This window comes from Aliiruegeria sabulilitoris (assembly GCF_001558155.1).
Lineage (GTDB): Bacteria > Pseudomonadota > Alphaproteobacteria > Rhodobacterales > Rhodobacteraceae > Tropicimonas > Tropicimonas sabulilitoris.
In genome coordinates, this window is the sequence record NZ_LOAS01000003.1 from 19,120 (window position 1) to 45,477 (window position 26,358).

Annotated in this window: 29 protein-coding genes and 1 tRNA gene; 16 read left to right on the forward strand and 14 right to left on the reverse strand. The window is 63.8% G+C overall.

The genetic code is table 11. From position 1 onward, the window contains the following. Positions 1-2 precede the first annotated feature (2 nt). The 6 genes from AX756_RS04530 to AX756_RS04555 are packed head-to-tail and all read right to left on the reverse strand — an operon-like array spanning position 3 to position 4,968. Positions 3-707, reverse strand: coding sequence for an SDR family NAD(P)-dependent oxidoreductase (locus AX756_RS04530; RefSeq protein ID WP_068309138.1), 705 nt, complete (start codon positions 705-707; stop codon positions 3-5). Next, positions 704-1,471: an SDR family NAD(P)-dependent oxidoreductase gene (locus AX756_RS04535; protein WP_068309550.1), complete on the reverse strand. Its 768-nt coding sequence runs from the start codon at positions 1,469-1,471 to the stop codon at positions 704-706. Before AX756_RS04535 ends, AX756_RS04530 begins: the two co-directional genes overlap by 4 nt. Next, a complete protein-coding gene (locus tag AX756_RS04540) occupies positions 1,471-2,238 on the reverse strand; it encodes a creatininase (RefSeq protein ID WP_068309551.1) in 768 nt (255 codons plus the stop codon). Before AX756_RS04540 ends, AX756_RS04535 begins: the two co-directional genes overlap by 1 nt. Positions 2,239-2,255: 17 nt before the next feature. After that, positions 2,256-3,044, reverse strand: coding sequence for an ABC transporter ATP-binding protein (locus AX756_RS04545; RefSeq protein WP_068309140.1), 789 nt, complete (start codon positions 3,042-3,044; stop codon positions 2,256-2,258). Continuing rightward, positions 3,044-3,853, reverse strand: a complete 810-nt coding sequence (locus AX756_RS04550; protein WP_068309143.1) for an ABC transporter permease — start codon at positions 3,851-3,853, stop codon at positions 3,044-3,046. Before AX756_RS04550 ends, AX756_RS04545 begins: the two co-directional genes overlap by 1 nt. Positions 3,854-3,906: 53 nt before the next feature. Then, positions 3,907-4,968 (reverse strand): ABC transporter substrate-binding protein, encoded by a 1,062-nt coding sequence (locus AX756_RS04555; protein ID WP_068309144.1) that lies wholly within the window; start codon positions 4,966-4,968, stop codon positions 3,907-3,909. A gap of 137 nt (positions 4,969-5,105) precedes the next feature. Here AX756_RS04555 and AX756_RS04560 point away from each other — a divergent pair, with 137 nt between their 5' ends. Continuing rightward, positions 5,106-5,735 (forward strand): TetR/AcrR family transcriptional regulator, encoded by a 630-nt coding sequence (locus AX756_RS04560; RefSeq protein ID WP_068309146.1) that lies wholly within the window; start codon positions 5,106-5,108, stop codon positions 5,733-5,735. A gap of 22 nt (positions 5,736-5,757) precedes the next feature. On the opposite strand, the gene AX756_RS04565 is transcribed toward AX756_RS04560, so the two are convergent. Both AX756_RS04565 and AX756_RS04570 read right to left on the reverse strand, forming a co-directional pair. Beyond that, a tRNA-Gly gene (locus AX756_RS04565) sits at positions 5,758-5,831 on the reverse strand. Positions 5,832-5,882: 51 nt separating this feature from the next. Beyond that, positions 5,883-7,931 (reverse strand): ASKHA domain-containing protein, encoded by a 2,049-nt coding sequence (locus tag AX756_RS04570; RefSeq protein ID WP_231700981.1) that lies wholly within the window; start codon positions 7,929-7,931, stop codon positions 5,883-5,885. Between the two features lie 368 nt (positions 7,932-8,299). Here AX756_RS04570 and yajC point away from each other — a divergent pair, with 368 nt between their 5' ends. From yajC to AX756_RS04625, 11 genes are all read left to right on the forward strand, one after another. After that, a complete protein-coding gene (gene yajC, locus AX756_RS04575; RefSeq protein WP_068309149.1) occupies positions 8,300-8,629 on the forward strand; it encodes a preprotein translocase subunit YajC in 330 nt (109 codons plus the stop codon). Positions 8,630-8,665: 36 nt separating this feature from the next. Next, positions 8,666-10,327 (forward strand): protein translocase subunit SecD, encoded by a 1,662-nt coding sequence (gene secD / locus AX756_RS04580; protein ID WP_068309151.1) that lies wholly within the window; start codon positions 8,666-8,668, stop codon positions 10,325-10,327. A gap of 1 nt (position 10,328) precedes the next feature. Next, the gene (gene secF / locus AX756_RS04585; RefSeq protein WP_068309153.1) at positions 10,329-11,297 is read left to right on the forward strand and encodes a protein translocase subunit SecF; all 969 of its coding nucleotides are present in this window, start codon (positions 10,329-10,331) and stop codon (positions 11,295-11,297) included. Next, positions 11,284-12,042 (forward strand): sulfite exporter TauE/SafE family protein, encoded by a 759-nt coding sequence (locus tag AX756_RS04590; protein ID WP_068309155.1) that lies wholly within the window; start codon positions 11,284-11,286, stop codon positions 12,040-12,042. The genes secF and AX756_RS04590 overlap by 14 nt, the downstream gene beginning before the upstream one ends. Positions 12,043-12,049: 7 nt before the next feature. Continuing rightward, a complete protein-coding gene (locus AX756_RS04595; protein WP_068309156.1) occupies positions 12,050-12,430 on the forward strand; it encodes an Mth938-like domain-containing protein in 381 nt (126 codons plus the stop codon). A 79-nt stretch (positions 12,431-12,509) separates the two neighbouring features. Beyond that, on the forward strand, positions 12,510-13,130 hold the full coding sequence (gene ccmA / locus AX756_RS04600) for a heme ABC exporter ATP-binding protein CcmA (RefSeq protein ID WP_068309159.1): 621 nt from the start codon (positions 12,510-12,512) through the stop codon (positions 13,128-13,130). After that, entirely contained in the window at positions 13,127-13,783 is a 657-nt protein-coding gene (gene ccmB / locus AX756_RS04605; protein WP_068309161.1) for a heme exporter protein CcmB, read from the forward strand. Before ccmA ends, ccmB begins: the two co-directional genes overlap by 4 nt. Before the next feature lie 56 nt (positions 13,784-13,839). Continuing rightward, positions 13,840-14,592 carry a heme ABC transporter permease gene (locus AX756_RS04610; protein WP_068309163.1) on the forward strand — a complete coding sequence of 251 codons (753 nt, stop codon included), beginning with the start codon at positions 13,840-13,842 and terminating at the stop codon, positions 14,590-14,592. Continuing rightward, entirely contained in the window at positions 14,589-14,771 is a 183-nt protein-coding gene (gene ccmD, locus AX756_RS04615) for a heme exporter protein CcmD (protein ID WP_068309165.1), read from the forward strand. The genes AX756_RS04610 and ccmD overlap by 4 nt, the downstream gene beginning before the upstream one ends. Next, the gene (locus AX756_RS04620) at positions 14,764-15,315 is read left to right on the forward strand and encodes a DsbE family thiol:disulfide interchange protein (protein ID WP_231700982.1); all 552 of its coding nucleotides are present in this window, start codon (positions 14,764-14,766) and stop codon (positions 15,313-15,315) included. Before ccmD ends, AX756_RS04620 begins: the two co-directional genes overlap by 8 nt. A 31-nt stretch (positions 15,316-15,346) precedes the next feature. Further along, positions 15,347-16,033 (forward strand): fumarylacetoacetate hydrolase family protein, encoded by a 687-nt coding sequence (locus tag AX756_RS04625; protein ID WP_068309167.1) that lies wholly within the window; start codon positions 15,347-15,349, stop codon positions 16,031-16,033. Positions 16,034-16,090: 57 nt separating this feature from the next. Here AX756_RS04625 and ilvN read toward each other — a convergent pair whose 3' ends face one another. From ilvN to AX756_RS04645, 4 genes are all read right to left on the reverse strand, one after another. Then, positions 16,091-16,654, reverse strand: coding sequence for an acetolactate synthase small subunit (ilvN, locus tag AX756_RS04630; protein WP_068309169.1), 564 nt, complete (start codon positions 16,652-16,654; stop codon positions 16,091-16,093). Between the two features lie 410 nt (positions 16,655-17,064). After that, positions 17,065-17,994 (reverse strand): class I fructose-bisphosphate aldolase, encoded by a 930-nt coding sequence (locus tag AX756_RS04635; protein WP_068309171.1) that lies wholly within the window; start codon positions 17,992-17,994, stop codon positions 17,065-17,067. Positions 17,995-18,190: 196 nt separating this feature from the next. Further along, positions 18,191-19,087: a cation diffusion facilitator family transporter gene (locus tag AX756_RS04640; RefSeq protein ID WP_068309173.1), complete on the reverse strand. Its 897-nt coding sequence runs from the start codon at positions 19,085-19,087 to the stop codon at positions 18,191-18,193. Positions 19,088-19,386: 299 nt separating this feature from the next. After that, positions 19,387-20,562, reverse strand: a complete 1,176-nt coding sequence (locus AX756_RS04645; RefSeq protein ID WP_068309175.1) for a phosphoglycerate kinase — start codon at positions 20,560-20,562, stop codon at positions 19,387-19,389. A 147-nt stretch (positions 20,563-20,709) separates the two neighbouring features. On the opposite strand from AX756_RS04645, the gene AX756_RS04650 reads away from it, so the two are divergent. From AX756_RS04650 to AX756_RS04665, 4 genes are all read left to right on the forward strand, one after another. Further along, positions 20,710-21,213, forward strand: coding sequence for a peptidylprolyl isomerase (locus AX756_RS04650; protein WP_068309177.1), 504 nt, complete (start codon positions 20,710-20,712; stop codon positions 21,211-21,213). After that, positions 21,203-21,820 carry a peptidylprolyl isomerase gene (locus AX756_RS04655; protein WP_068309179.1) on the forward strand — a complete coding sequence of 206 codons (618 nt, stop codon included), beginning with the start codon at positions 21,203-21,205 and terminating at the stop codon, positions 21,818-21,820. Before AX756_RS04650 ends, AX756_RS04655 begins: the two co-directional genes overlap by 11 nt. A gap of 108 nt (positions 21,821-21,928) precedes the next feature. After that, complete coding sequence (locus AX756_RS04660) at positions 21,929-23,281, forward strand: NAD(P)/FAD-dependent oxidoreductase (RefSeq protein ID WP_068309181.1); 1,353 nt, start codon at positions 21,929-21,931, stop codon at positions 23,279-23,281. A gap of 95 nt (positions 23,282-23,376) precedes the next feature. Next, complete coding sequence (locus AX756_RS04665) at positions 23,377-24,345, forward strand: DUF3179 domain-containing protein (RefSeq protein ID WP_068309183.1); 969 nt, start codon at positions 23,377-23,379, stop codon at positions 24,343-24,345. Between the two features lie 17 nt (positions 24,346-24,362). On the opposite strand, the gene AX756_RS04670 is transcribed toward AX756_RS04665, so the two are convergent. Together AX756_RS04670 and hemB are read right to left on the reverse strand one after the other, a co-directional pair. Continuing rightward, positions 24,363-24,932: a lipid-binding SYLF domain-containing protein gene (locus AX756_RS04670; RefSeq protein ID WP_068309185.1), complete on the reverse strand. Its 570-nt coding sequence runs from the start codon at positions 24,930-24,932 to the stop codon at positions 24,363-24,365. Positions 24,933-25,305: 373 nt separating this feature from the next. After that, complete coding sequence (gene hemB / locus AX756_RS04675) at positions 25,306-26,307, reverse strand: porphobilinogen synthase (protein ID WP_068309187.1); 1,002 nt, start codon at positions 26,305-26,307, stop codon at positions 25,306-25,308. Between the last annotated feature and the right edge of the window lie 51 nt (positions 26,308-26,358).

Here is a 26,358-nt window from a genome sequence, read left to right on the forward strand (position 1 = left end):
TGTCAGGTCATCACGCTGCCGCCATTCACCCCGTAGCATTGCCCGGTGATGAAGCCCGCCTGCGGTCCGGCGAGGAAGGTGGCGAGCGCGGCGACCTCCTCGGGGCGGCCGAAGCGGGCCAGCGGCGTATCAAGGTCCTTGGCCAGCGCCTCGGGGCTCATCGCTCCGGGGCTGGTCATGTCGGTATCGATCGGGCCGGGGGCGATGGCGTTCACGAGTATTCGTGGTGCCAGCTCTCGCGCCATGGAGCGGGTCAACGCGATGATCCCGCCCTTGGAGGCGCTGTAGGCCGCCATGTTCTCGCGCCCCAGCAACCCGAGATCGGAGGCGATGTTGAGGATGCGCCCGCTCTCCATCCGTCGCGCCGACTCGCGCGCGACAAGGAAGCTGCCACGCAGGTTGACCGCGATCACCCGGTCGAAGTCGGCCAACGTGGTCTCGGTGAGCGGGGCTTCGTGCAGGATGCCAGCGTTGTTGACGACAATTTCGGGCGTGCCGAGTTCCTCCGTCACTCGGTCGAACAGGCTGATAACTTCGACCTCGCTCGAAACATCTGCGGAGTATGCGACCGGAAAGGTCACGGAAGCAGGATCGTCCGAATGGCAGATTGCCACGCGGGACCCTGCGGCGGTGAGCGCCTCGGCGATGGCCCGGCCTATGCCGCGCGAGCCGCCGGTAACCAGCGCGACCTTGCCTCGCAGCGTCACGACATCACCTCGCCACGGTCGATATTGATCGCCTGTCCGGTGATATTGGCGGCGGCGTCGCTTCCCAGGAACAGGTAGAGCCCGGCCACATCGGCCGGGTCCATCACGCCTTCGAGCGCCTGCGCGTCGGAGACCTCGGTCAGGAGATCCTGTTCGCTGCGCCTCTGTGCTTCGGCCATCCGCGCAAGCGAGCCCATCGCCTGTTTCGTGCGCACCCAACCCGGGCAGATCGCGTTGACGCGAATACCGCGCGGCCCGAGTTCCTGCGCCCATGTCCGCGCCAGTCCGATGATCGCGTGCTTGGAAGCGACATAGGCCGAGAAATCCGGCACCGCCGTGCGGCCCCAGATCGACGCGGTCAGCAGGATGCGCGCGCCGGGCTGCATCGCGGGCAGCAGCGCGCGGGTGACATTGCGGGTGCCGCGAATGTTAACGTCGATGATCCGGTCGAAGATCTCGTCGGTTTCCGGATCCGGGCCGGCCAGCGGGGTGGGGCGCTCCAGCCCGGCATTGTTGACCAGCACGTCGACAGAGCCGAGGCCGCCAAGCGCAGATCGCACGGCCTCGCCATCGGCGATGTCGCATTGAAGCGCGGTAACATCGCCGCCGATCTCCTCAGCCACCGCCTGAATGGCCGGGTTCATGTCCACAATCACAAGGCTGGCCCCGGCCGCCGCGAAGCCCTCGGCGACGGCGCGGCCAATCCCCCCGGCCGCCCCCGTTACCAGAACGCGGTGGCCGGAATAGTCAAAGAGCGCGCGCATCATCCCAGCTCGTAGAATTCGCGCCGAATGGCGGCGGTGATGTCGCGCCGGTATTGCGCGGCGATGAGCGCGCCCTTCTCGGGGGTCGCGCCCTTGGCCGAGATCAGCGAGCCTTCAGGGGCCACCCATTCCCGGCGCGGCGGCCAGACATCGTAGCAGGGCGCCTCGGCGGCGTCGTTGTCGGGCACGAGATCGAACCGCACCAGTTCAGGATGGAAATTCATCATCAGCGAGGTCTCCAGCACCGCGGCATGTTCCAGCTCGATGCCAGGATAGCCGTCGGGGAAGACCTGCGCGAGCGTCTCTTCGGTCAGGAACTCCCAGTGCTGCAGGCACATGATCCGCACGCCCTTGTCGCCGACCTCGCGCATGGCCAGGTCGATGCCTTCGTTTAGGAACCACAGGTTCTCGTAGTTCCCGTCCAGCACGCAGATCCGTCGCGCGCCGTGGCGCACCAGCTCTCGGATCACGTCGCGGATAACGCAGCTCAGGGTGTTGCCGTCGAGCCCGGTGCTGCCGGGAAAGAACGGCCCGCCGGCGGAGCGGGTCATGGACTTGTAGCCATAGGTCACGGGGGCGGCGACAACGCCGCCAACCGCCTCGGCGATCTCGCGCGAAATGGCGTAGGGCAGCAGGTAGTCCAGGCCCATCGGCAGGTGCGGCCCGTGCTGCTCCAGCGTGCCGGTAGGCAGGAACACGACCGGGTTGGTCTTCAGCGCCTCGGCATATTCCGGCCAGGTCATCTCCGGCATCATCACGGTTCTCATTGGCATGTCCTTTTTCGTCATTCGCGGGAGCCTTCTTCGCGCATCAACCGCATGATTTTCTGTTCCATCTCGGCATAGCCCGGCAGCTGCACGATATGTTCCTTGTCGTTGATCCGGCTGCCATGCTTGAACTCGGGCACGATCACCTCCTTCAGCCGGCCGGGGTGGCTCGACAGGAAGATGATCTTGTCGGCCAGGAAAATCGCCTCCTCGATATCGTGGGTGACGATCACCATGGTGGTGTTTTCCTGTCGGGCGATGTCGATCATCAACTCCTGCATGTGCCAGCGTGTTTCGGCATCGAGCGCGCCGAAAGGTTCGTCCATCAGCAGCAGTTCCGGCCCATTGGCCAGCGTCCGGGCAATGGCCACGCGCTGGCGCATGCCGCCGGAGAGCTGCGAGGGATAGGCCTCGGCGAATTTCGTCAGCCCGACCAGATCGATGAAATGCGCGGCCCGGTCCCGGCGCTCTGCGTGTGGCACGCCGTTCACCTTCATGCCGAACTCGACATTCCGGCGCACCGACAGCCAGTCGAAGGAGGTGTAGGCCTGAAACACCATGCCCCGGTCGCGCGCGGGGCCGACAACCGGCTTGCCGTGCAGCGTGACCGCGCCGTCGGAGGGGTCTTCCAGCCCTGCAATCATGCGCAGAATCGTGGATTTTCCGCAGCCCGAGGGCCCAAGCAGCACACAGATGCGGTTTTCCTCGACGTCGAAGGAGACGCGGTCCACCGCCTTGACGGATTTGCCGCCGGCAATCGGGAAGACTTTCGAAACACCGTCCAGATGCAAGAGTGCCTCGCTCATCAGCGTGTCTCCTTGCGATAGGGGAAGAGCCATCGGTGTAGCCGCCCGAAGGCCAGGTCGAAGAACAGCCCGAGCGCCCCGATCACGATAATGCCCGAGAGGATCTCGTCGGTTTTCAGGAAGCGCCGCGCCCGCATCATCATCGCGCCGATACCGGTGGTGGAGGCGACGATTTCGGCGATCACCAGGTAGGTCCAGGCCATCGCCATCATCTGGCGCATGGCGGTGAAGATGTCCGGCAGCGCGGCGGGAAAGACCACCTGCAACACCGTCACTTGACGGCTGGCGCCGAGTGTCAGCGCGGTTTCGATCAGCTCCTTTCGCACGTTCTTGGTGTGGTCCATGACCAGCGTGATCAGGAAGAACACCACCCCGATGAACAGCAGCGCCAGTTTCGGCGCCTCGCCGGTGCCGAACCACATCAGCAGGATCGGGATGAAGGAGGGTGCCGGCAGGTAACGCCATGCGCCGACGAAGGGGTTGAAGATCGCCTCGACCGAGGGAAAGGTTCCCATCATCACGCCGAGGGGGATGGCCACCGCGCAGGCCATCGCAAAGGAGACCAGCACGCGGGTGATCGAGATCAGCACATCGCTGGTGAAGCCGCGGGAGGCAAACAGATCCCAGGTGGTGGCAAAGACCTGATCGGGCGGCGGGACCAGCAGGGCATTCACCCAACCGGAATGTGCGGCGACGCTCCAGATGCCGAAAAACACGGCCCAGATACCGATTGCCGACAGGATCGCCTGCGGGCGCGACACGGGTTTGCGGATTTCAAGGAAATGGCGCGCTTGATGCGGAGTTGGCATGGGGGCTCGTCCGTGAAATGGCGGCGCGCCCGCAGAGGGGCGCGCCGGTTGGCTCAGTTGGCCGTGAAGGACTGGCGGTAGCCAGCCTCGACCAGATCGCCCATCAGCGAGCAATCGATCCCGGCGGCGGCGTCGATCTTGTTCTCCATCAGCCCCAGCTTGATCCACCAGTCATTGGTCAGCGCGATGGCATTCACCATGCCGCCATTGGGCAGGCCAAAGGGCGGATCGCCCTCCAGAACACCGCAGGCGCGGGCGGATTCGTCGAAGTCGTACATGTAGATGCCGCCCTCGAAGCTCTTGCCATTGGTGCCGATCACGTAGCCGATATCCTCGGCCGGCCATTGCAGGAAATCGGCCAGAAGCTGGTTGGTCTCCTCGACATTTTCATGCCAGTAGCCGAGACCCTCCCAGCGAGCCTTGAGTACGGCCAGCGCCACGCCGCGCTTTTCCTCGATGAAATTGGTGTTCATGTAGAGGCCGTCCATGAAGATACCGGTCTTGAGCACGTCCGGATCGGCGGTGTTGACCACGCTCTTCGAACCGGGCGTCGCTTCAAGAACCTTGGAGATCCAGGGCTCGTACATGTAGGCCGCCGAAAGATCGCCCGACAGCATCGGACCCACGGCCTCGTCGGCATTCAGGTTGACCCATTCGACCTCATCCGGCGCGATCCCTTGCGAGTCCAGCCAGATGCCCATGAGCAGGTGCCCGATATAGGCCTGCGGGGCCGAGACTTTCTTGCCCTTGAGATCCGCGATCTCCACGCCGCCCTTCATGATGACGTGATCGACACCGTAGGACGGGTTCAGGAAGGCGACGTTCACCACGTCCGTGCCGCGATCCACGATCAGCGGCGTGTAATCGGCGGTGCAGCCATAGACGTCGAGTTGGCCTGCCGCGAGCGCGGAGTGCCCACCCAGCGGGTCCTCGAAGATGGTGATGTTGAGATCATGCCCGTCGGTCAGCCCCTTTTGCCGGGCGATTTCGAGCATGGCGTATCCCGGCCAGGAGACGCAGACACCGACATTGACCGAGTCCGCTTGAGCGGCAGGCGCGGCGAGCGCTGCGGCGGAAAGTGTCGAAAAGAGAAGAGTACGCGCAAGATTATTCATGGAGTTCCCCCTGTTGAACATTCGTTGATAAAACTTAGGCACGACAAAAAAATTAGTTCAATAAAAATTTCATTCGACTAAGGTGTGGGTGACGCCACCGAGCAGTGTGCACAATTTTTAATCAAGGAGTCCTGTCAGTGGCCGGTTTGAGAGAACGCCAGAAGCAAGACCGCCAGAAACGTATCGTGGAAGAGGCCCGCGCGCTGTTCCTGGAGCAGGGGTACGAGGCCACGACCATCGAGGGGATCGCGGCTGCGGTCGGTCTGTCCGGTGTGACGGTTCACAACTATTATGGGACCAAGGCTGGCGTGCTGCTGGCAATCGTCGCCGAGAGCGACCGGAAACTGCTGGAAAGAATGGGCGCAGCGCTGTCCGGGGACATCGACGACCTGCCGGAACTCCTGCTGAATTTCGCCGCGATCGTGCGCAATCACGCCGTCACGAACCTGAATAAGCAGATCTGGCGGCAGGTCGTGGCGGCAACCATCGTCGATTCGGAATCGCGTTTCGCGAAGACTTATCACGAGTTGGATCACAAGCTTTCCCTGGTGCTTGTCCGCGAGGTCGAGCGGTTGCAGCAGGACGGGCGCGTCTCGGCCGATGTCTCACCCTTCGCCCTCGGCAAGGGGCTCTTCCATCTGCAAAACACTCGCTTCATCCAGTTCGTGTCATCGGACGAGATGACCGACGAGGAAGCCGCCGAAAAACTGCGCAGCGACGTCTCGGCGCTGCTTCACGCGCTTCCGGCCCACGAGGCGGCTGAATAGGGTTTTGACGGATTTGGAAGTTTGGAGCGGGTGAAGGGAATCGAACCCTCGTCTTAAGCTTGGGAAGCTCCTGCTCTACCATTGAGCTACACCCGCACCGGAATTTTGGCATACGAAGACGCGCTGTCCGCGTCAAGCGGATAAGGCTCAGCCGCGACGCCGGCGACGGCGGCGTCCGCCGTCAGAGCCGTCGCCGCCGCCGGTGTTGAAACTCAGATCGGGGAGCGGGACCAGCGCCGAGAGATTCGGGAACGGATCGCTTGCGTGGGGCAGGGCGTTTGCGGCGACGAAATGCTCCTGGAAACGCGGCTCGATGGCGGTCTCGACTTTGGTGATCTGGCGCACGACGGTCTCGATTTCCTTGCGCGACGCGCGGTTCAGGAGCGCGATTCGGGCGCCGGTTCCGGCGGCATTGCCGGCGGAGGTGACCTTGTTGAGCGGCGCGTCCGGGATCATGCCCAGCACCATCGCGTGTTTGGGGCTGATATGGGCGCCAAAGGCCCCGGCCAGCACGACGCGGTCGACCGTGTCCACGCCCATCTCGTCCATCAGCAGCCGCGCGCCGGCATAAAGCGCGGATTTCGCCAGCTGGATTGCGCGGATATCGCCCTGGGTGACGGTGATGCGCGGTCCGCCATCGGCGCTGCCGTCATGTACCAGGTAGCTATGGGTGCGCCCGTCTGCCTCGCAGCGAGAGGTTCCTGTCTGCTCGGCCGAGCCGATAAGGCCAGAGGCATCGAGCAGCCCGGTCATGCGCATCTCGGCCACCGCCTCGATGATGCCGGAGCCGCAAATGCCTGTGATGCCGGTCACGGCGGTGGCGGCGTCGAAACCGGGATCGTCGGACCACAGATCGCAGCCGATGACGCGGAAGCGCGGCGCCTTCGTTTCCGGGTCGATCTCGATGCGCTCGATGGCGCCGGGGGCGGCGCGCTGGCCGGAGCTGATCTGTGCGCCCTCGAAGGCCGGGCCGGTGGGCGAGGAGCAGGCCAGCACGCGGGAGCGATTGCCAAGCAGGATCTCGGCATTGGTGCCGACATCGATCACAAGTGTCAGGTCGTCCTGCTCCCCGGGCGCTTCGGAAAGCGCCACGGCGGCGGCATCCGCGCCGACATGGCCGGCGATGCAGGGCAGGATGTAGCTGCGTGCCTGGGGGTGGATCGCGTCCATCCCCAGTTCCGAGGCGAAGAGGGAGAGGGAATCGGAAGTGGCCAGCGCGAAGGGCGCCTGGCCCAGTTCCACCGGATCGATCCCCAGCAGAAGGTGGTGCATCACCGGGTTGCAGACGAAGACCGTCTCCACGATCAGGCGCGGGTCGATCTCGGCTTCCTGCGCGATTTCTCCGGCAAGCTGGTTCAACGCCTCGCGCACGGCCGTCGTCATCTCGGCATCGCCGCCGGGGTTCATCATCGCGTAAGACACCCGGCTCATCAGGTCCTCGCCGAAGCGGATCTGCGGGTTCATCAGGCCGGAGGAGGCGAGCACGGTCCCGGTGGCGAGATCGCACAGATGCGCCGCCATGGTGGTCGAGCCGAGATCGATCGCCAGCCCGTAGAGCGGGCCTTCGAAATAGCCGGGCCAGATGTCCAGAAGCTGCACCGGCCCGTCGGCGGGCTGGAAGATGGCGCAGGTGACCTGCCAGCCGCCCTTGCGCAGGACCGGCTGGAGCTTTGCCAGAAGGGGCAGCGGCAGATCGCCCAGCTCCACCTGCCAGGCCGCGTGCAGCGCCGCCTTCAGACGTTGGAGATCCCCCGAAGGGTCGTGCATGTCCGGCTCGGCCACGTCGACCAGCAGCAGGCGCGTGGCTGGATCCATCTCGATCACGCGCTCGGTGGCGGCCTTGCGCACGACCTGGCGGTGGACCTGGCTCTCGGGCGGCACGTCGATCACGATATCGGACTGGATCGTCGCCTGGCAGCCGAGCCGCCGGCCCGGTTTCAACCCGCGCTTCTCGTCGTAACGGGCCTCCACCGCGTTCCATTCCGACAGCGCGTCCTTGGCGACGGTCACGCCATGCTTGGAAAACTCGCCGAAGGCCGGGGCGACCTGGCACTTGGAGCAGATCCCGCGCCCACCGCAGACGGAATCGAGATCCACGCCCAGTTGCCGCGCCGCGGTCAGAACCGGCGTGCCTGTCGGGAAGCGTCCGCGCTTGCCGGAGGGGGTGAATATGACGAGGGGGTCCTGTGCGCTCACGATCTGGTCCTGTTGTTCCCGGATGCCCGGCATGTCTGTCGGCGAGTGTAAGTAGCGCGCGGCGCCGAGGTTTCCCGTTTGCGACATAACGGGAAGACGGACGACGCGCTGTCGGGCCTTATCGGGCAAGTGGGCCGTGAATTCAACGCCCCGTCCTTGGCCGGCCCCCGGCGAAAGGCAGCTCCAATAGCCGTAACGCCGGTCGGTGAGGGGCGAAAAGGCGCAAACATCGCCGCCTCACGCAGTGTTGTGACAGGGTTGCACCAATGCCTTCGCTGCTTCGCCTTGTCTTTGCCGCCCGTGGCACATAGGTTCCGCGCAATTCTGACGGGCCGCATGGCCCTCTATCCGACTCGAGGGGATTTTCTATGTTTGCAACGCCCGCCTATGCTCAGGCCGCCGGTGGCGCCGGTGGAAGCGCGATCATGCAGTTCGTGCCGCTGATCCTGATCTTTGCGATCATGTACCTGCTGCTGATCCGTCCGCAGCAAAAGAAGATGAAGCAGCACCAGAAAATGGTCACCGAGCTGCGCCGTGGCGACCAGATCGTGACACAGGGCGGCATCATCGCCAAAGTGGCCAAGGTGAAGGACGAAAACGAGCTGGAAGTCGAAATCGCGGACGGCACCAAGGTGCGGATCGTGCGTTCCACCGTCGCCCAGGTTCTCTCCAAGACCGAGCCCGCATCCGAGGGCTGAGGCCCCCGCCTGCAATAGCTGAAGGCGATCCCTCACATGCTGCAGTTTTCTACCTGGAAACGCGTGTTGATCTGGGCGTTTACCGCTCTGGTCCTCTTCATGGCGGTTCCGAACCTTTTCTACCCGCGGGTCGAGAGTCACAACGACGCGCTCAAGCAGATCGAAGCCGCCGGTTCCACACCCGAGTTGCAGGAGGCGGTCTCGGCCTGGCCCTCCTGGATGCCCTCGGGGCTGGTCAATCTCGGTCTCGACCTGCGCGGCGGCGCCTACCTTCTAGCCGATGTCCAGGTCGAGGATGTCTATGCCGAACGGATGAACGGCTACTGGCCCGAGGTCCGCGACGCACTGCGCGAGAAGCGTGACACGGTCGGCGCCATCCGGCGTGTCGACGGGCCGGTCAGCGAGCTGCATGTGAAGATCGCCAACCCCGAGGCGATGGCCGAGGCCATCGAGACGGCGAAGAGCATTTCACGCCCGATCCTGAGCCTGACCGGGGTCGGCTCCAACGACATCGAAGTGACGGGGCAGGGCGACACGCTGATCGTGACTCTTTCCGAGCATGAAAGGATCGCCACCGACGACCGCACCGTGAAGCAGTCGCTCGAAATCGTCCGCCGCCGCGTGGACGAGGCGGGCACCCGCGAGCCCTCGATCCAGCGTCAGGGCGAGACCCGGATCATCATCCAGGTGCCCGGCATCGGCTCTGCACAGGAACTGAAGGACCTGATCGGTCAGACGGCGAAGCTGACCTTCCACCCGGTCGTCTCGCGCACGTCCGATCCGGAGGCCAATGCCGGCGCCCGCAACCTCGTGGTGCCGTCAATGGACGAGGAAGGCACCTATTATATCATCGAGGAGAGCTTCGTGGTCTCCGGCGATGAGCTGACGGACGCCCAGCCCAGCTTTGACCAGAACGGCCGCCCGGCGGTGAGCTTCCGCTTCAACCCGACCGGGGCGCGCAAGTTTGGCGATTACACGCGGGACAATATCGGCTCGCCCTTCGCCATCGTGCTCGACAACGAGGTAATCTCGGCGCCGACCATCCAAGACCATATCCCCGGCGGCTCCGGCATCATCACCGGCAATTTCACCATCGAGGAATCGACCAATCTCGCCGTGCTGCTGCGCGCGGGTGCGCTTCCCGCCGAGATGACGTTCCTGCAGGAACGGACGATCGGCCCGGAGCTTGGCGCCGACAGCATCGAGGCCGGGCGCATCGCGACCATCGTCGCCTTCGTCGCGGTGCTGGCCTTCATGTGGCTGTCCTACGGGCTGTTCGGAATCTTCGCCAATATCGCGCTGATCATCAATGTGGGCCTGATCTTCGGCCTGTTGTCGATCATCGGCGCCACGCTGACGCTGCCCGGCATCGCCGGTATCGTGCTGACCGTCGGCATGGCCGTGGACGCCAACGTGCTCGTCTTCGAACGGATCCGCGAAGAACTGAAGACGGCGCGCGGTCCATCCCGCGCCATCGAGCTTGGCTACGAGAAAGCACTTTCGGCGATCCTTGACGCCAATGTCACCACCTTCATTACCGCCGCGATCCTCTTCGCGCTTGGCTCCGGCCCGGTGCGCGGTTTCGCGATCACGCTCGGCCTCGGCATCCTCACCTCGGTCTTCACCGCGATCTACATCACGCGGCTGTTGATCGTGATGTGGTTCGAACGCCGCCGCCCGAAAACCATCGAGGTCTGAGATGCGCCTGAAACTCGTACCCGAAAACACGAAATGGGATTTCTTCAAGCGTTGGAAGATCACTTTCGGTGCCTCGATCCTCGCCATGGTGGTCTCCGTCGCGCTGTTCTTCTCGGTCGGCCTGAACTTTGGCATCGACTTCCTTGGCGGCACCACGATCCGGACCGAGAGCAGCCAGGCCGTGGATGTCGGTGCGTACCGGCAGGCTATCGCGCCCCTCGATCTCGGCGACGTGTCGATCACTGAGGTGTTTGACGCCTCCTTTGACGAGGATGAGCACGTCGCCCAGATCCGTATCCAGCAGCAAGAAGGCCACGAGTCAATCACGCCGGAGATGATCCAGCAGATCGAGTCGGCGCTGCAGGCGGTCGACCCGGATGTCACCTTCCCTTCGGTCGAGTCCGTCGGGCCAAAAGTCTCCAGCGAGCTGGTCTGGACCGCCATCGAGGCGGTGGTGCTGGCAATTGCCGCGGTGCTCTTCTACATCTGGCTGCGCTTCGAATGGCAGTTCTCGCTCGGCGCGGTGGCGGCTCTGATTCATGACGTGACCCTGACCATAGGTGTCTTCTGCCTGCTACAGATCCGTTTCGACCTGACGATCATTGCGGCCCTTCTGACCATCGTCGGCTATTCGCTCAACGACACCGTGGTCGTCTTCGACCGGGTGCGCGAGAACCTGCGCCGCTACAAGACGCTGGACCTGAAGGAAGTGCTCAACCTCTCGATCAACGAAACGCTGAGCCGTACCGTCATGACCTCCGTCACCACGCTGATCGCGCTGGTTTCGCTCTACATACTCGGCGGTGACGTGATCCGAGGCTTCGTTTTCGCGATGATCTGGGGCGTCGTGGTCGGCACCTATTCGTCGATCTTCGTCGCAGCACCGATCCTGCTGCGGCTCGGCGTGAAGCGCGACTGGTCCAAACCCAGCCAGGGCGGCGGGACGCAATTCGCCAATGTTGATGCCTGAGGCTCTGGCCGAGGCCCTGGCGACGCCGGGCCTCGGCTGGCTCTTCGGCATCATCTTCGTTGCAGGCTGCGTGCGGGGCTTCGCCGGTTTCGGCGCGGCCCTTGTTTTTGTGCCCTTGGCTGCTCTCTTTATCCCGCCGGTCTGGGTGATCGTGGTCATCATGACCGCCGATATCGTCGGCGCCATGACGCTCGCACCCAAGGCCCTGCGGGATTCCGAGCTGCGAGATGTCGGTGCGCTCACGCTGGGGTGCACCCTGTGCCTGCCCTTCGGGATCATGGTGCTCGAGCGGATGGACCCGGAAGCCTTCCGCTGGGTGGTGGCGCTGGTGGCGCTTGCGATGGTGGCGCTTCTGGCCAGTGGCTGGCGCCACCATGTCACCTTCGGCCGGACCGCGCTTGCCGGGATCGGCGGCGCCTCCGGCTTTCTCGGCGGCTTCACCGGCCAGCCGGGCCCGCCGGTGATCCTGGCCTATCTCGGCGGAGAATACGGAGCGGCCCGTATCCGCGCCAACACCCTGCTATTCCTTCTCGCTTTCGATATCCTGCTGGTCGCGGCACTGTTCTTGCGGGGCCTGCTGGAGATGCATGCCGTCGTTCTGGGATTGGTCCTGATGATCCCCAGCACCCTCGGCAGCATGCTCGGCGCCCGGCTCTTTGACCCGGCCCGCGCGAGAATGTATCGCTTTTTGGCCCACGGGTTGATCGCGGCATCGGCTTTGCTCGCGCTGCCCATTTTCGGATGAGGACCGCATGGATCTAAAGGAAGTCAGCTACCCGCAAGCCACCCCGTTCGACGGTTACGGCCCCGGCTTCTTTCGCCTCGGGGGCAAAGTGCATGAAGGCAACCTGGTCGTGGGGCCCTCCGGAATACAGACCTGGGCTGGTTTCACGGACAGCGCGACGATCTTGAACCTGCGGGATGAGATCGACTTTGTTCTTTTCGGAACCGGCGCGGACATGGCCCCGATCCCCGCCGCTCTGCGCAGCGCGCTCGAAGGCGCCGGGATCGGCGTCGAATTGATGTCCACCGGTTCGGCCTGCCGGACCTATAACGTACTGCTGAGCGAAGGACGCCGGCTCGCCGCCGCGGTTTTGACATTACCGGAGGACAAGGAACCCGGTCTGGCGTGACGCCGGTTTCTCCGCTGCCTTGGCCGCGTCGCGCATTCCCTGCTTTTCCGTCGCGCAAGCCTGCGTTAGACCGACTTTCATGGAAATGAATGTGACCGAACTCGCCGTCACGCGCGGCGGCATGCGCGTGCTGGAAGCCGTGAGCTTTCGCGTCGTGCCGGGCAGGGCGGTCGTGCTGCGCGGGCCGAATGGAATCGGCAAGACGACGCTGCTGCGCACGCTCGCCGGTCTGCAGCGCGCGGATGCGGGCAAGGTGGAGCCCGGGCCCGAGGCCATGGCCTATGCCTCCCATGCCGACGGGATCAAGGCGACGCTGAGTGTGCGCGAAAACCTTTCCTTCTGGGCAAAGCTGCACGGGATGTTCGAGATTTCGGCGGCTCTGAGGGATTTCAACCTTGAAACTCTGGTTGAACGCCCCGCGGGAAGCCTTTCGGCCGGGCAGAAACGGCGTCTGGGGCTGGCGCGCATGGCTGTGACAGGACGGTCGATCTGGCTCCTGGACGAACCAACCGTCTCGCTGGATACCGATTCTGTCGCCCTTTTCGCCAGCGCGGTCGAACGCCACCTTGCGCAGGGCGGCAGCGCGGTGATCGCCACTCATATCGATCTCGGCCTTGACGCAGAGGTGCTCCAGCTTGGCCCCTTCAAGGCCGAGGCCCCCGAAGACCCGCATGAAGATTTCCACGAGGCCTTCCTGTGATCGCCCTTCTCAAACGCGACCTGGCGTTGGCGATCCGCGCGGGCGGTGGCTTCGGCCTCGCGCTGGCCTTCTTCCTGATCGTGGTGACCCTTACCCCTTTCGCGGTGGGGCCGGACTCGGCAACGCTGGCAACCATTGCCGCCGGTATCCTCTGGCTCGGCGCGCTGCTTTCCTGTCTGCTCTCGCTGGATCGGATCCTTGCGCTCGATTTCGAAGACGGTTCGCTGGAGCTGCTTGCAACGGCGCCTATCCCGCTCGAAGGGGTGGCCACGATCAAGGCCTTCGCCCATTGGCTGACGACCGGGCTGCCGCTTACACTCGCCGCGCCCGTGCTTGGGGTGTTGCTCCATCTGCCGACGGACGGCTTCTTCTGGCTCACGCTCTCGCTCGCCATCGGCACGCCCGCGCTCTCCGTGATTGGAACTTTCGGTGCGGCGTTGACGGTCGGGCTCAAGCGGGGAGGGCTTCTGCTCTCGCTGATCGTGCTGCCGCTCTATGTACCCACGCTCATCTTCGGCGCCGAGGTCGCCCGCCGCGGAACGCAGGGGATGTCCGCCGATACGCCGCTGGCGCTGCTGGCCGGCATCACGCTGGCAACCGTCGCGCTCCTTCCATTTGCCTCGGCTGCGGCAATCCGCATCAACCTGCGCTGAATTTGTGCCGCACGGCGCTGTTGAGCCGTCAATAAGGAATGAATAGGCTCCGCGACATGTCTGAACGTCTGCCCAAACCCACATCGCTCTGGGAATACGCCAATCCTCGCCGCTTCATGGCGCTTTCCGGCTTCCTGCTGCCATTTGTGGCGGTCGGAACCGCCGCCGCGCTGCTGATCGGCCTGATATGGGGATTCTTTTTCACGCCCGACGATTACCGACAGGGATCGACGGTCAAGATCATCTACATCCATGTGCCCTCGGCCATGGTCGCCATCAATGCGTGGTTGATGATGCTCGTGGCCTCGCTGATCTGGCTGATCCGGCGCCACCATGTCTCCGCGCTCGCCGCCAAGGCCGCCGCGCCCGTGGGCGCCACGATGACGCTCATCGCGTTGGCCACAGGCGCGATCTGGGGGCAGCCCATGTGGGGCACCTGGTGGGCCTGGGACCCGCGGCTGACCTCCTTCCTCGTGCTGTTCCTGTTCTACCTCGGCTACATGGCGCTCTGGGCGGCGATCGAGAATGACGACACCGCGGCGGAGCTCACCTCCGTCCTGTGCATCGTCGGTTCGGTATTTGCCGTACTCTCGCGCTATGCGCTCGTCTTCTGGAACCAGGGCCTGCACCAGGGCGCTTCGCTTTCGCTCGACAAGGAAGAGAACGTCTCGGACGTCTTCTACTGGCCGCTGCTCTTCTGCCTGGCCGGGTTCGTCGGCTTCTTCATCCTGCTGATCCTCGTGCGGACCCGCACGGAGGTGCGCGCGCGTCGGATGAAGGCGCTTCAGGCACGGGAGCGGATGGCATGATGCCGGAGCTTGGAAAATACGCCGCCGAAGTGCTTTCGGCCTATGCGGTCACAATCACGTTGATGGTCGCTTTGCTGCTGATCTCGCTGCGCCAGTCTGCGAGAACGAGACGGGCGCTGCGCGATGTCGAAGCGGCGCGGAAGAACAGGTCGGGCAAGGAAAGCGCCACGGATGTCTGAAAACAAACGCGTCTCCTTCATGATGATCCTGCCGCCGGTGATCTTTCTCGGCGTGGCGGCGTTGTTCTTCTTCGGAATGCAGCGCGACAACCCCGATTTGTTGCCGACAGCGCTCAAGGGGCAACCTGCGCCAGCGATGCAGCTCGAAGCCTTCGCGGGCAAGGACATACTGACGGATGCGGCTCTGCGCGAAGGCGGCGTGAAGTTGGTGAATTTCTGGGCGAGTTGGTGCGCCCCCTGCCGGGTCGAGCATCCCAACCTGATGGCCCTTGCTGCCGAAGGGATCGAGATCCACGGTGTGAATTACAAGGATACCGATGCCAAGGGCACGGCTTTCCTGGCCGGTCTAGGCGACCCCTACACGCTTGCCGGTTCCGACAAGAGCGGCCGCACGGGGCTCGACTGGGGCGTCTACGGCGTGCCGGAGACCTTCGTCATCGACGCCAGCGGCAAGATCATCACCCGCTTCGCTGGCCCGATTACCAGCTCGGTGATGGAAAAGACCATTCGCCCGGCCATTGCCGAGGCCGCGGCTTCAGAGTGATCGCTTCCCCAGTGGTCGCAGAAGGGGAAACATGTCCCGTTTCGTAATCGCTCCCCCGCCCATTGCGAGCCTTCCGGTGCGCGGCGCCGAGGGCGTGTTCGCGGTTCGCCGGGTCTATTGCATCGGGCGCAACTACGCGGCCCATGCCGTCGAGATGGGGCATGACCCGGATCGCGAGCCGCCCTTCTTCTTTCAGAAGAACGCCGAAAATCTCGACGCATCCGGGCAGTTTCCCTATCCCGCGCAGAGTGCGGACGTGCATCACGAGGTAGAGATGCTGGTCGCCTTGAAGTCGGGCGGATGCGACATCCCGGTCGCCGAGGCGCTTGACCATGTTTATGGTTATGCCATCGCGCTCGACATGACGCGGCGCGATCTGCAAGGGCAGATGAAGAAGATGGGGCGTCCCTGGGAGATAGGGAAGGCGTTCGAGCATTCGGCCCCGGTCGGTCCGCTGGTGCCGGCGAGCGAGATTGGCCACCCGTCCTCGGGCGAGGTGTCTCTAAAGGTGAACGGATCGCTGCGCCAGCAGGGCGATCTGGCGCAGATGATCTGGAAAGTGCCGGAAATGATCTCCTACCTGTCGGAGTGTTTCGAGCTGGCGGCGGGCGATGTCATCCTCACCGGCACTCCCTCGGGTGTCGGTCCCGTTGAGCGGGGGGATAGTCTGGAGGCGTCGGTCGAAGGCCTTGGCGAAATGAAAGTTCAGATCGTCTGAAACGAAACCGGAGCCTCGCGGCTCCGGAAACTCTTTCAATTCAGGTGATTGGCGGCGTTAATCCGAGCCGCGCGTCAGGGCGGCCACGCCGGTACGGGCGATTTCCACCAGGCCGAGAGGGCGCATCATGTCGGTGAATGCGTCGATTTTTTCCGGTGAGCCGGCGATCGAGAAGATGAAGCTCTCCAGCGTCGAATCGACCGCATTGGCACGGAAGATATCGGCCAGCCGCAACGCCTCGACACGCTTGTCACCGGTGCCGGCGACCTTGAGGAGGGCCAGTTCGCGCTCCACCGAAGGTCCCTCGATGGTGAGGTCATGCACGGCATGCACCGGAACCATGCGGCCAAGCTGCGCCTTGATCTGTTCGATCACTTCCGGCGTGCCGGTGGTGACAACGGTAATGCGCGAGCGGTGGCCCGTGTGGTCCACCTCGGCCACGGTGAGGCTTTCGATATTGTAGCCACGGCCCGAGAACAGCCCGATTACCCGTGCCAATACGCCGGCCTCGTTATCCACCACCACGGCCAGGGTGTGGGTTTCGATGACCTCTTGGTTGGGGTTGCGCAGATCATAGGCGGAGTGCTTCGACGAGCCTTTCTCGATCTTCAATGCGGACATGGACTTTCCTCGGTTCTAGCGCGCATTTCGTGGATGCGTCGCCTTGCATACAACGGCGAATGCAAGGGGGAAAGGATATTTCCGCCGCAGGTAGCAAAGGGTTCTGAAGATTTCGACCGCTGGCGATGGCGAGCCGATTTCGGAGATTGGGGGCGCGGCCCCCAAACCCCCGGGGTATTTCGGGTCAGAAGATGAAAGAGCAGCTCTAACCAGTTCTTCTGACGAGAAATATCCCTGCCGGAGGCACGATCCGCAGGATCGTTTCCCGCGAACTAAGCGTGCGTCCTCGAACGGCAGCTTCCTCCGCCAAGCGGCGATATTTTTTGCATTATCAACGAAAGACCCCGCACGCGATTGCGCACGGGGTCATTTTCAATAGCCGGGCAGTCTTGCAGCCCGAAGGCGAAGGATCAGGCCTTGCCCTTGTAGATGTCGATCAGGTCGGCAAAGAGCTTGAGGGCATCTTCGCGCGGACGCTGGAACGCGTTCCGGCCGAGGATCGAGCCGTTGCCGCCACCGTCACGGATGGCACGGGCGTCGTCATAGACAGCGTCGGCGCCCTTGGCGGCACCACCGGAGAAGATCACGATACGCTTGCCGGCAAAGCAGGCGTCAACGCAATGCTTGACGCGGGCAGCCTGGGTGGAGATGTCGATGCCGGTGTCTTCGATGACCTTGCGGGCCTCTGCCTGCATGATGTGATCGGAGGGCAACTTGATCTTGACGATATGCGCGCCGAGCAGGCAGGCCATGTGGGCGGCGTAGCTGTCGACGTCGATCGCGGTTTCACCTTCCTTGGTGATGCCTTCGCCGCGCGGGTAGGACCACAGCACGGTCGGCAGACCCTTGGCGGCGGCTTCCTTGCGCAGCTCGACGATCTCTTCGTACATGTCGAACATGGCGTCGGAGCCTGGGTAGATCGTGAAGCCGATCGCGGAGGCACCGATGCGCAGCGCGTCGTCCACGGAAGCCGTCACGGCCTGATCCTTGGCGGCGGTGTCGGACATCAGCGAGTTGGCGGAGTTCATCTTGCAGATCGTCGGGATCTGGCCAGCGAAGGTGTCCGAGCCAGCTTCGAGCGAGGCGAGCGGCGCGGCGTAGGCGTTCAGGCCGGCGTCGATGGCCAGCTGGTAGTGGTAATGCGGGTCGTAGCCGGCCGGGTTCGGGCCGAAGGAACGGAGGGCGCCGTGCTCGAAGCCCTGGTCGACGGGCAGGACGATCATCTTGCCGGTTCCGCCGAGCTTACCGGTCATCAGCATGCGGCAGAGATTGGCCTTCACGCCGGGAGTCTCGCCTTCATAATTGGCGAGGATCTTTTGAACGGCACGTGTGGCTTTCATGGATTCGATCCCTATGTTTGTGGATGTCTCGAGCGACCTAGGGAAGCGGAGGGATTATCGCAAGCGAGATTGCACGAAGTGGACGCCAAGTCGCAGTGTGAGCGCTGCAAAACAGCGTTTCGGTGCTGTGAAACCGGGTTTTGGGCGGATTTGGGATTACCGCTATGTCTTGCGCGCATGGCGTCCCCGGCGCGGATCAATCCGGTTCCAAGCCATGTTTCTTGATATGGAAGTCGGGCTCGACATGGATGGTCGTGCGGACCTGCTCGATCTGTTCGTCGATTGCGGCCTCGATGCGGTCGCAGATATCATGCGCCGCCCCAACGCTCATCTCGCGCGGCACGACGAGGTGAAACTCGACGAACACAGCCTGGCCGGCGCGGCGGGTGCGCAGATCGTGAATTTGCAGCGCGCCGGCCGAGGAGGCGCGCACGGCGCTCTCGATGACTTCGCGATCCTGGGAATGCGCGGCCGAATCCATCAGGTCGTCGGCGGAGGCCTTGATCACCTTCCATCCCTCACGCAGGATCATGAACGCGACGAGCATGGCCATGAGCGGATCGAGCCAGGCCCAGCCGGTTAGCGCGGCGAAGCCAAGGCCCCCCAGCACGCCGACCGAGGTCCAGACATCGCTCATCAGGTGGCGCCCATTCGCATCGAGCGCCGGGGAGCGGTGGCGCGCTCCGGCACGGATCAGCACCCGCGACCAAAGCAGGTTCATCACCGCAGCCGTGGCATTGACCGAAAGGCCCACCAAGCCAAGTTCCAGCGGGGCGGGGGTCCACAACGCGCCAACGGCCTGTTGCAGGATCAGGATCGCGGCGACCACGATCAGCACCCCTTCGGCGATTGCCGAGAAATTCTCGGCCTTGTGGTGGCCGAACGGGTGCGACGCGTCTGGTGGCCGGGCCGCGAAACGGATCGCCGTCCAGGCGATGATCGCGCCGGCCACGTTGACCACGGTCTCCATCGCATCCGAATAGAGCGCCACCGAGCCCGTCATTTGCCAGGCCGTGATCTTGAGCGCGAGCACAGAGAGCGCGACGAGAAGCGAGCCGATGGCGAGCCTGTTGGGGGTGCTCTGCGCTAGCATTTCGGCGGCAATCCGTGTGCGTGTTCATGACGGATGCAGGGGGGCACTGCTCCCCACGCTCTTGCGAGCGCACTTCCCAGGATATTTTCAGCCAGAAGACGTCGAGAACGCGGTGCTGGCGTCTCCTGGAGGAAGATACTCCCGCCGGAGGCGCGACCCGAAGGTTTGTTCCCGCACGCAAGGCGCGGTCCTTCGTATGCCAGCATTTCCTTCATTGCGATCTGACCCATTCTGCATTCGCGGCCCAAAAGAAAAGGCCGGGCGCGCGGCCCGGCCTTTCGATAGGGCTTCTAGACCTCTCAGCCGAGGGCTGCAACACCGGGCAGTTCCTTGCCTTCCATCCATTCGAGGAAGGCGCCACCGGCGGTGGAGATATAGGTGAAGTTCTCGGCCGCGCCGGATTTGTTGAGCGCGGAGACGGTATCGCCGCCGCCGGCGACCGTCTTGAGCTTGCCTTCGGCCGTGAGTGCAGCGGCGGCCAGCGCAGCGTCGAAGGTGCCCTTGTGGAAGGGTTCGATCTCGAAGGCGCCGAGCGGACCGTTCCAGATCAGCGTCTTGCATTCGGCGAATACGCCCTTGAGCGCATCGACCGTGGCGGGGCCGGCATCGAGGATCATCTTGTCGGCGGGGCATGCGTCGACCGGCAGGGTCTCGTTGGCCGCGCCGGCGGCGAATTCACCGGCCACGACGATATCGACGGGCAGGTGGATGGTGCAGCCGGTGCTCTCGGATTTCTTCAGGATCGCGCGGGCGGTATCGGCCATGTCGCGTTCGGCCAGCGAGGTGCCGATTTCGACGCCCTTGGCAACGAGGAAGGTGTTGGCCATGCCGCCGCCGATCACGAGGTGATCGACCTTCTCGATCAGGTTGGACAGCAGGTCCAGCTTGGTCGAGACCTTTGCGCCGCCGACAACGGCGACAACGGGGCGCTCGGGGGTGCCGAGGGCCGCTTCCAGTGCCGACAGCTCGGCGGCCATCAGGCGGCCGGCGGCGGCGGGCAGGGCGCGGGCCATGGCTTCGGTGGTGGAATGCGCGCGGTGGGCGCAGGAGAAGGCGTCGTTGACATAGATGTCACCGAGCTTGGCGAGCGAGGCGGCCAGTTCGGGATCGTTCTTCTCTTCGCCGGGGAAGAAGCGAACGTTTTCCAGCAGCAGGATTTCGCCATCCTTCAGATCGGCGGCGGCGGCCTCGAAATTGTCGGCGGCGAATTTCACCTCCTGGCCGAAGGCGGCTTCGAGCGCCGGGACGATCTGGCCCAGGCTCATTTCGGGGACGACCTTGCCCTTGGGGCGACCGAAATGGGCCATCAGGACCGGCTTGCCACCAGCGGCCAGCACATCCTTGACGGTGGGCACGATGCGGTCGATTCGGGTAGTGTCGGTGACGACGCCGTCCTTGACGGGGACGTTGATATCGACGCGGATCAGCACGGTCTTGCCGGCCATGTCCATGTCGTCGAGGGTTTTCCAGCTCATGAGAAGGCTCCTTCGATGAAATTGGAGGACCCATACCGCAAGCGCTAACGGCGAGCTATGGGCTTTCGGTTTCCGCTAACGCGGTTTAGGGTCGCGCCGACAGCGCGGGAGGAATACCCGCTATGCGAGCGAAGGAAGGAATCGAACATGGCCGAGATCAAGGATCCGGAAAACACTGTCATCATCGAACTGAAGGACGGCAATGTCGTCATCGAGCTTCTGGCCGACGTGGCGCCGAAGCATTCCGAGCGGATGAAGGAACTGGCCCGTTCCGGCGCCTATGATGGCGTCGTGTTCCACCGTGTGATCGAGGGCTTCATGGCCCAGACCGGAGACGTGCAGTTTGGCAAGTCTACCGGCGATATCCGCATGGCCGGCCGTGGCGGCTCGGATCTGTCGGACCTGCCGGCCGAGTTTTCCAAGCTGCCCCATGCCCGTGGCACGCTCGGCGCGGCGCGTTCGCAGAATCCGAACTCGGCCAACAGCCAGTTCTTCATCAATTTCAACGACAACGATTTCCTCAACGGCCAGTACACCGTTTATGGCCGCGTGATCGACGGCATGGAATTCGTGGACGCCATCACCCGCGGCGAGCCGCCCGCGAACCCCGACAAGATGATCTCCGTGAAGGTGGCCGCCGATGTTGCGTGACCGGATCCTTGCCGGTGGGTTGTTCGGCCTCGGGCTGGCGGTTGTTGGCGGCTTTGCGATCATGCAGACCGTCTCCAGCTCGCCCGCGCTGGCGGCCGAGGACGGGCCCGGCCCGAACCTCGTGATCGAGGTCGCGGGCGAGGCCAACGGTACCATCGTGATCGACCTGTTGCCGGAGGTCGCGCCGAAACATGCCGAGCGCCTTGTCGCGCTGGCTGAGGGTGGGGAATATGACAATGTTGTTTTCCACCGTGTGATTGCCGGCTTCATGGCCCAGACAGGTGACGTGCAGTTCGGCAAGGCCGGCGGCGACACTGGAAATGCGGGCATGGGCGGGTCATCCCTGCCAGACCTGCCGGCGGAATTCTCGGACGTTTCCTTCGAGCGCGGTGTGGTCGGTATGGCCCGTTCGCAGAATCCGAATTCGGCCAACAGCCAGTTCTTCATCATGTTCGCACCCGCGCCGCACCTGAATGGTCAATACACGGTAGTGGGACAGGTGATCGAGGGTATGGATGTTGTGGACTCGATCAAGCGCGGCAAAAAAACCGCCAATGGCTCGGTGTCCGATCCGGACCGTATCGTGAAGGTCTCCGTCGAGCGCTGAGATTCCAACTGCCTGAAAAGACAGCAGTATACCGCTTTTGACGCCCCGGTGTTCCAGCCGGGGCGTTTTTTCGTTTTTCGCCATGCGCGGGCTTGCTAGCAATCGGGCATGGCAGAGATTTCCCGCATCACGATCGACACGCCGATCCGCTTTTCCGACCCGCTGCCCGAGGCAGTGGATACCGTCATCATCGGAGCCGGTGTCATCGGCACCTTCGCCGCGCTCTACCTGGCCGAGGCAGGGCAGAAGGTGCTTCTGTGTGAAAAGGGCAGGGTGGCGGGCGAGCAATCCTCCCGCAACTGGGGCTGGATTCGCCAGCAGGGGCGCGACGAGGATGAGCTGCCGATCATGATGCAGGCGCTCGGCCTGTGGCAGGACGCCGATGCGCGCACCGGCGGCGCCTGCGCTGTCCGGACGGTGGGGGTGAACTACTTGACCACCTCTCCCGAGGAGTTGGCTCTTTACGAGGCCTGGGTCGAAACCGCCCGCGCGCATGGGCTGCATTCGGAAATGATGACGCCCGACCAGATTGCCGAGAGCTTTACCGGCCAGTCCGACCGTCGCTGGCTCGGCGGGGTGCGCACGCCCAGCGATGCCAGCGGCGAGCCCTGGACGGCGGTGCCGGCGGTGGCCGAACTGGCGCGGGCAGCCGGCGCGTTGATACGCGAGAATTGCGCCGTGCGCCGGCTGGAACGCAGCGCGGGGCGCGTCAGCGCTGTTCTGACCGAAGCGGGCCGTGTTGCCTGCGATCAGGTGATTCTCGCCGGCGGCGCCTGGTCCTCTCTGTTCCTGGGGGCGCATGGGCTCAGCATTCCGCAACTCTCGGTCCGCGCCACCGTGGCCCAGACCGCTCCGCTGCCATGTTTCACAGACGCGAATACGGTTGACGAGGAGCTTGCCCTGCGCCGACGGGCTGACGGCGGCTACAATCTGGCGCTCGGGGATCGGCATGGTTTCTATCTTGGCCCGGATGCCTTCCGCCATTTCCGCCTGTACTGGCCGCAGATCCGGCGCACCTTCGCGCATACCGATACAGTCTACAAATCCCCCGCCGGTTTCCCCGACAGCTGGCGTACGCCACGCAACTGGAGCGCGGAGGAGAAATCCCCCTTCGAGCGTCGGCGCGTGTTGGAACCCGCGCCGGATGAGCGCTACGTCAAGCTGATGATCGACCGATTTGCCGAGCGCTTCCCCGGGGTCGGCGCGCCGGTGCCGGCCTCCGCATGGGCGGGGATGATCGACGCCATGCCGGACGCGGTCCCCATCGTCGATCGCGCGCCCGGGCTGGACGGGTTGATCGTGGCCACCGGCATGAGCGGGCATGGATTTGGCATCGGTCCGGGATTTGGGCGCGTGTTATCGCGGATGGTGCTGGGCGCGACGCCGGAGCATGACCTCTCCCGCTTCCGCTTCGCCCGTTTCAGCGATGGTACGCCGCTGAAACTCGGACCGTCGCTCTGAGGCGGCGCGCTTCCTCTCATCCGCTGAACCCTTCGTGAGTGACCCTGTGCAGGACGTGCTGCCTCTGTCAGGGTTTCCGACAGGAGGAAGAGACCATGCGCCTTGCCCCGTTACTGGCCGCAGCACTGCTGTCCATCGCACCGCTGGCCGCCGCTGCCGAACCGAATTTCTGGAAGAACGAATGGCCACGGACGGATTTTTCGCGGACGACTGTCGAGAACTGGGTCGAAATCCTGTCGGGCGGCCCGCCCAAGGATGGCATTCCGGCGCTTTCCGACCCGACCTTCGTCGCGGCTTCGAAGAAATCCGGCATCGGGCCGCGCGAACCGGTGATCACGGTGGAAATGGATGGGACCGCGCCACGCGCCTATCCGATCCGCTATCTGACCTGGCACGAGATCGTCAATGACAGCGTCGCGGGCATCCCCATCGCGGTCACCTTTTGTCCGCTGTGCAATTCCGGCATTACCTTTGATCGACGGTTGGACGGAGAGACGCTGAGCTTCGGCGTCTCCGGCAAGCTGCGCAATTCGGACATGATCATGTATGACCATCAGAGCGAGAGCTGGTGGCAACAGGCGATTGGAACCGGAATCGTGGGACGTTACACCGGCGCGGAACTCACCCAGTTGCCGAGTTGGATGGAAAGCTGGGAAGACTTCCGCAGCAGGAACCCGGATGGGCTCGTCATGGCCGAGCCGGACCATGACCGTGCCTATGGCCGCAACCCCTATTCCGGCTATGACAGTTCCGCCCGACCTTTCCTGTATAATGGCGAAATGCCGCCACACGGCATCCCGGCGCTTGCCCGCGTGCTCAAGGTCGGCAACCGTGCCTGGCCGGTGGAACGCCTGTCAAAGGCGGGCGAAATCCGCGAAGCAGGCCTCGTGATCCGCTGGCGCCCCGGACAGGCCTCCGCGTTGGATAGCGGTTCCATTGCCCGAGGACGCGATATCGGCTCGATCCGCGTTTTCGATGAACAGGGAAAGGACGTCCCCCATGACGTGCTCTTTGCTTTCGCCTTCCATGCCTTCCATCCGGATGGAACATGGATGCTGGACTAGGACAGAGAAACCGAACGTCAGGGGATGATGCGGCGGTATTTCGTGCCACCCAGAGTCGCGCCGGCGATCAGCCCCGCCTGTGCAAAGACCATCGCCACGACAGGCTCCAACGTCGTCAGCGTTTCGGCCGAGATATTTCCACCCTGGTCTACCAGCGCATATTCCGCATCCGCGCCGACCGACCAGCCGTGCGAGGTTCGGAAATTCGCCAATGCCTCGGGCGTCATGAAGAACAGCGCATGCGCATATTGCTGCGCGCCGAGCTGGAAGCCGACATTGGCCTGAAGCGCTTCATAATAATCGACGGTCGAGTTCGCGATCCGCAGCGCGCCGGTGCCATAGCTTCCGCCAACGCCGAACCCCGCCTTGGTTATCAGCGGCATCCACAGCACGCCGGTCGCCTTCGCTTCTAGCTGGGCGGTGCCCGGATAGGTGGAAAAGAGGAAATTGCGCGTCACGTCAATGCGTTGATCGATCCGGCTTCCGCCTTGCGAGTTCACGCCATTCGCACAGCCTGCAAGGACTGCGGTTCCGGCCGTGGCCACCGCGAGAAAGCCGCGACGAGAGATGGGATTGCTGTTTTCCATGAGACTGCCCCTGGAACTGCCTGTTTTGCCTTTGCCCGACGCTCAACGGCCGGTTGAGGGGGTTATACGCGCATGGCGGGGGGGTGTCACGTCATCCATTTCATTTCTTGCAGGACCGGCAAGGCTTCGCCGTCGGAACGATCCTGCGGATCGTGCCTCGGGCGGAGATATTTTCAAAAAAGTTTAGGCAGCGACGCGCAGATCTTCTTCTGACTTCAAATATCCTGGGGGAAGCGCTCGAGAGAGCGCGGGGGGCGAGGCCCCCACTTTCCGTCCCTTTGTTCTATCTCCAAAATCTGGCCTGGTTCACAGGCCAAGGTGAAGGGTCGGTCGGGCAAGGTCTTCTTCTTGCGATGTGAATGCCTGCCGGCGTCTATCCCTCCTTCAGCAGGCGCGCCACATGCGGCGCGAAATAGGTCAGGATCCCGTCGCATCCGGCCCGTTTGAAGGCCATAAGGCTCTCCAGCATTGCCTTCTCGCCATCGATCCAGCCATTTCCTTCCGCCGCCGCGATCATCGCGTATTCACCCGAGACCTGGTAGGCGAAAGTCGGCGCACCGAACATCGTCTTCACCCGCGCACAGATATCGAGATAGGGCATGCCAGGCTTGACCATCACCATGTCGGCCCCCTCGGCGAGGTCGCGCGCAATCATGCGCATCGCTTCGTCGCTGTTTGCGGGGTCCATCTGGTAGGTCTTCTTGTCACCTGTGAGCGCGCCGCTTGCGCCGACTGCGTCGCGGAACGGCCCGTAAAAGGCCGAGGCGTATTTCGCGGCGTAGGACATGATCGTAACGTTGCGATGCCCGCCATCTTCCAGTGCCGCACGCATGGCGCCGATCCGTCCGTCCATCATGTCCGACGGGCCGATGATGTCGGCCCCGGCCTCGGCCTGCGCGAGGGTCATCTTCACCAGCGCCTCGATCGTCTCGTCATTGAGGATCTCGCCGTCCCGCACGAAACCGTCATGGCCGTTGATGTTATAGGGGTCGAGCGCGACATCGGTCATCACCGCGATGCCCGGCACTTGGCTCTTGATCGCACGAATCGCCCGGTTGGAGAGGTTCTCCGGGTTCCAGGCTTCCTCGCAGCCCTCGGTCTTCAACGACGGGTCGGTATAGGGAAAGATGCAGATCGCCGGAATGCCGAGTTCCGCCGCCTCTGCCGCTGCCTCCACCGTCAGGTCCACAGAGCGGCGCATCACGCCGGGCATAGAGGTGACCTCCTCGAGCTGGCCTTCGCCGTCGCGCACGAAGATCGGCCAGATGAGGTCTTCCCGGCTCAGCCCGTTCTCGCGCACAAGCGCGCGCAGCGGCTCGGATGCGCGCATGCGGCGCGGGCGGGCGGCGGGAAACGGAGCGATGGTGGGACGCATGATCTTGCCTTCGAATGTGGTTTTTAGGTCGCACTTCCCGTCAGGTTGCAC

Bases quoted from the DNA above. Each gene is read 5' to 3' on its own strand.
- secF (WP_068309153.1), top strand. From the start codon at position 10,329: ATGCGCCTGAAACTCGTACCCGAAAACACGAAATGGGATTTCTTCAAG.
- AX756_RS04645 (WP_068309175.1), bottom strand. From the start codon at position 20,562: ATGAGCTGGAAAACCCTCGACGACATGGACATGGCCGGCAAGACCGTG.
- hemB (WP_068309187.1), bottom strand. From the start codon at position 26,307: ATGCGTCCCACCATCGCTCCGTTTCCCGCCGCCCGCCCGCGCCGCATG.
- yajC (WP_068309149.1), top strand. From the start codon at position 8,300: ATGTTTGCAACGCCCGCCTATGCTCAGGCCGCCGGTGGCGCCGGTGGA.
- AX756_RS04635 (WP_068309171.1), bottom strand. From the start codon at position 17,994: ATGAAAGCCACACGTGCCGTTCAAAAGATCCTCGCCAATTATGAAGGC.
- AX756_RS04660 (WP_068309181.1), top strand. From the start codon at position 21,929: ATGGCAGAGATTTCCCGCATCACGATCGACACGCCGATCCGCTTTTCC.
- AX756_RS04625 (WP_068309167.1), top strand. From the start codon at position 15,347: ATGTCCCGTTTCGTAATCGCTCCCCCGCCCATTGCGAGCCTTCCGGTG.
- AX756_RS04545 (WP_068309140.1), bottom strand. From the start codon at position 3,044: ATGAGCGAGGCACTCTTGCATCTGGACGGTGTTTCGAAAGTCTTCCCG.
- AX756_RS04650 (WP_068309177.1), top strand. From the start codon at position 20,710: ATGGCCGAGATCAAGGATCCGGAAAACACTGTCATCATCGAACTGAAG.
- ccmD (WP_068309165.1), top strand. From the start codon at position 14,589: ATGATGCCGGAGCTTGGAAAATACGCCGCCGAAGTGCTTTCGGCCTAT.
- AX756_RS04595 (WP_068309156.1), top strand. From the start codon at position 12,050: ATGGATCTAAAGGAAGTCAGCTACCCGCAAGCCACCCCGTTCGACGGT.
- AX756_RS04655 (WP_068309179.1), top strand. From the start codon at position 21,203: ATGTTGCGTGACCGGATCCTTGCCGGTGGGTTGTTCGGCCTCGGGCTG.
- AX756_RS04550 (WP_068309143.1), bottom strand. From the start codon at position 3,853: ATGCCAACTCCGCATCAAGCGCGCCATTTCCTTGAAATCCGCAAACCC.
- AX756_RS04610 (WP_068309163.1), top strand. From the start codon at position 13,840: ATGTCTGAACGTCTGCCCAAACCCACATCGCTCTGGGAATACGCCAAT.
- AX756_RS04540 (WP_068309551.1), bottom strand. From the start codon at position 2,238: ATGAGAACCGTGATGATGCCGGAGATGACCTGGCCGGAATATGCCGAG.
- AX756_RS04665 (WP_068309183.1), top strand. From the start codon at position 23,377: ATGCGCCTTGCCCCGTTACTGGCCGCAGCACTGCTGTCCATCGCACCG.
- AX756_RS04620 (WP_231700982.1), top strand. From the start codon at position 14,764: ATGTCTGAAAACAAACGCGTCTCCTTCATGATGATCCTGCCGCCGGTG.
- ilvN (WP_068309169.1), bottom strand. From the start codon at position 16,654: ATGTCCGCATTGAAGATCGAGAAAGGCTCGTCGAAGCACTCCGCCTAT.
- AX756_RS04590 (WP_068309155.1), top strand. From the start codon at position 11,284: ATGTTGATGCCTGAGGCTCTGGCCGAGGCCCTGGCGACGCCGGGCCTC.
- AX756_RS04640 (WP_068309173.1), bottom strand. From the start codon at position 19,087: ATGCTAGCGCAGAGCACCCCCAACAGGCTCGCCATCGGCTCGCTTCTC.
- secD (WP_068309151.1), top strand. From the start codon at position 8,666: ATGCTGCAGTTTTCTACCTGGAAACGCGTGTTGATCTGGGCGTTTACC.
- AX756_RS04535 (WP_068309550.1), bottom strand. From the start codon at position 1,471: ATGCGCGCGCTCTTTGACTATTCCGGCCACCGCGTTCTGGTAACGGGG.
- AX756_RS04670 (WP_068309185.1), bottom strand. From the start codon at position 24,932: ATGGAAAACAGCAATCCCATCTCTCGTCGCGGCTTTCTCGCGGTGGCC.
- AX756_RS04555 (WP_068309144.1), bottom strand. From the start codon at position 4,968: ATGAATAATCTTGCGCGTACTCTTCTCTTTTCGACACTTTCCGCCGCA.
- ccmA (WP_068309159.1), top strand. From the start codon at position 12,510: ATGGAAATGAATGTGACCGAACTCGCCGTCACGCGCGGCGGCATGCGC.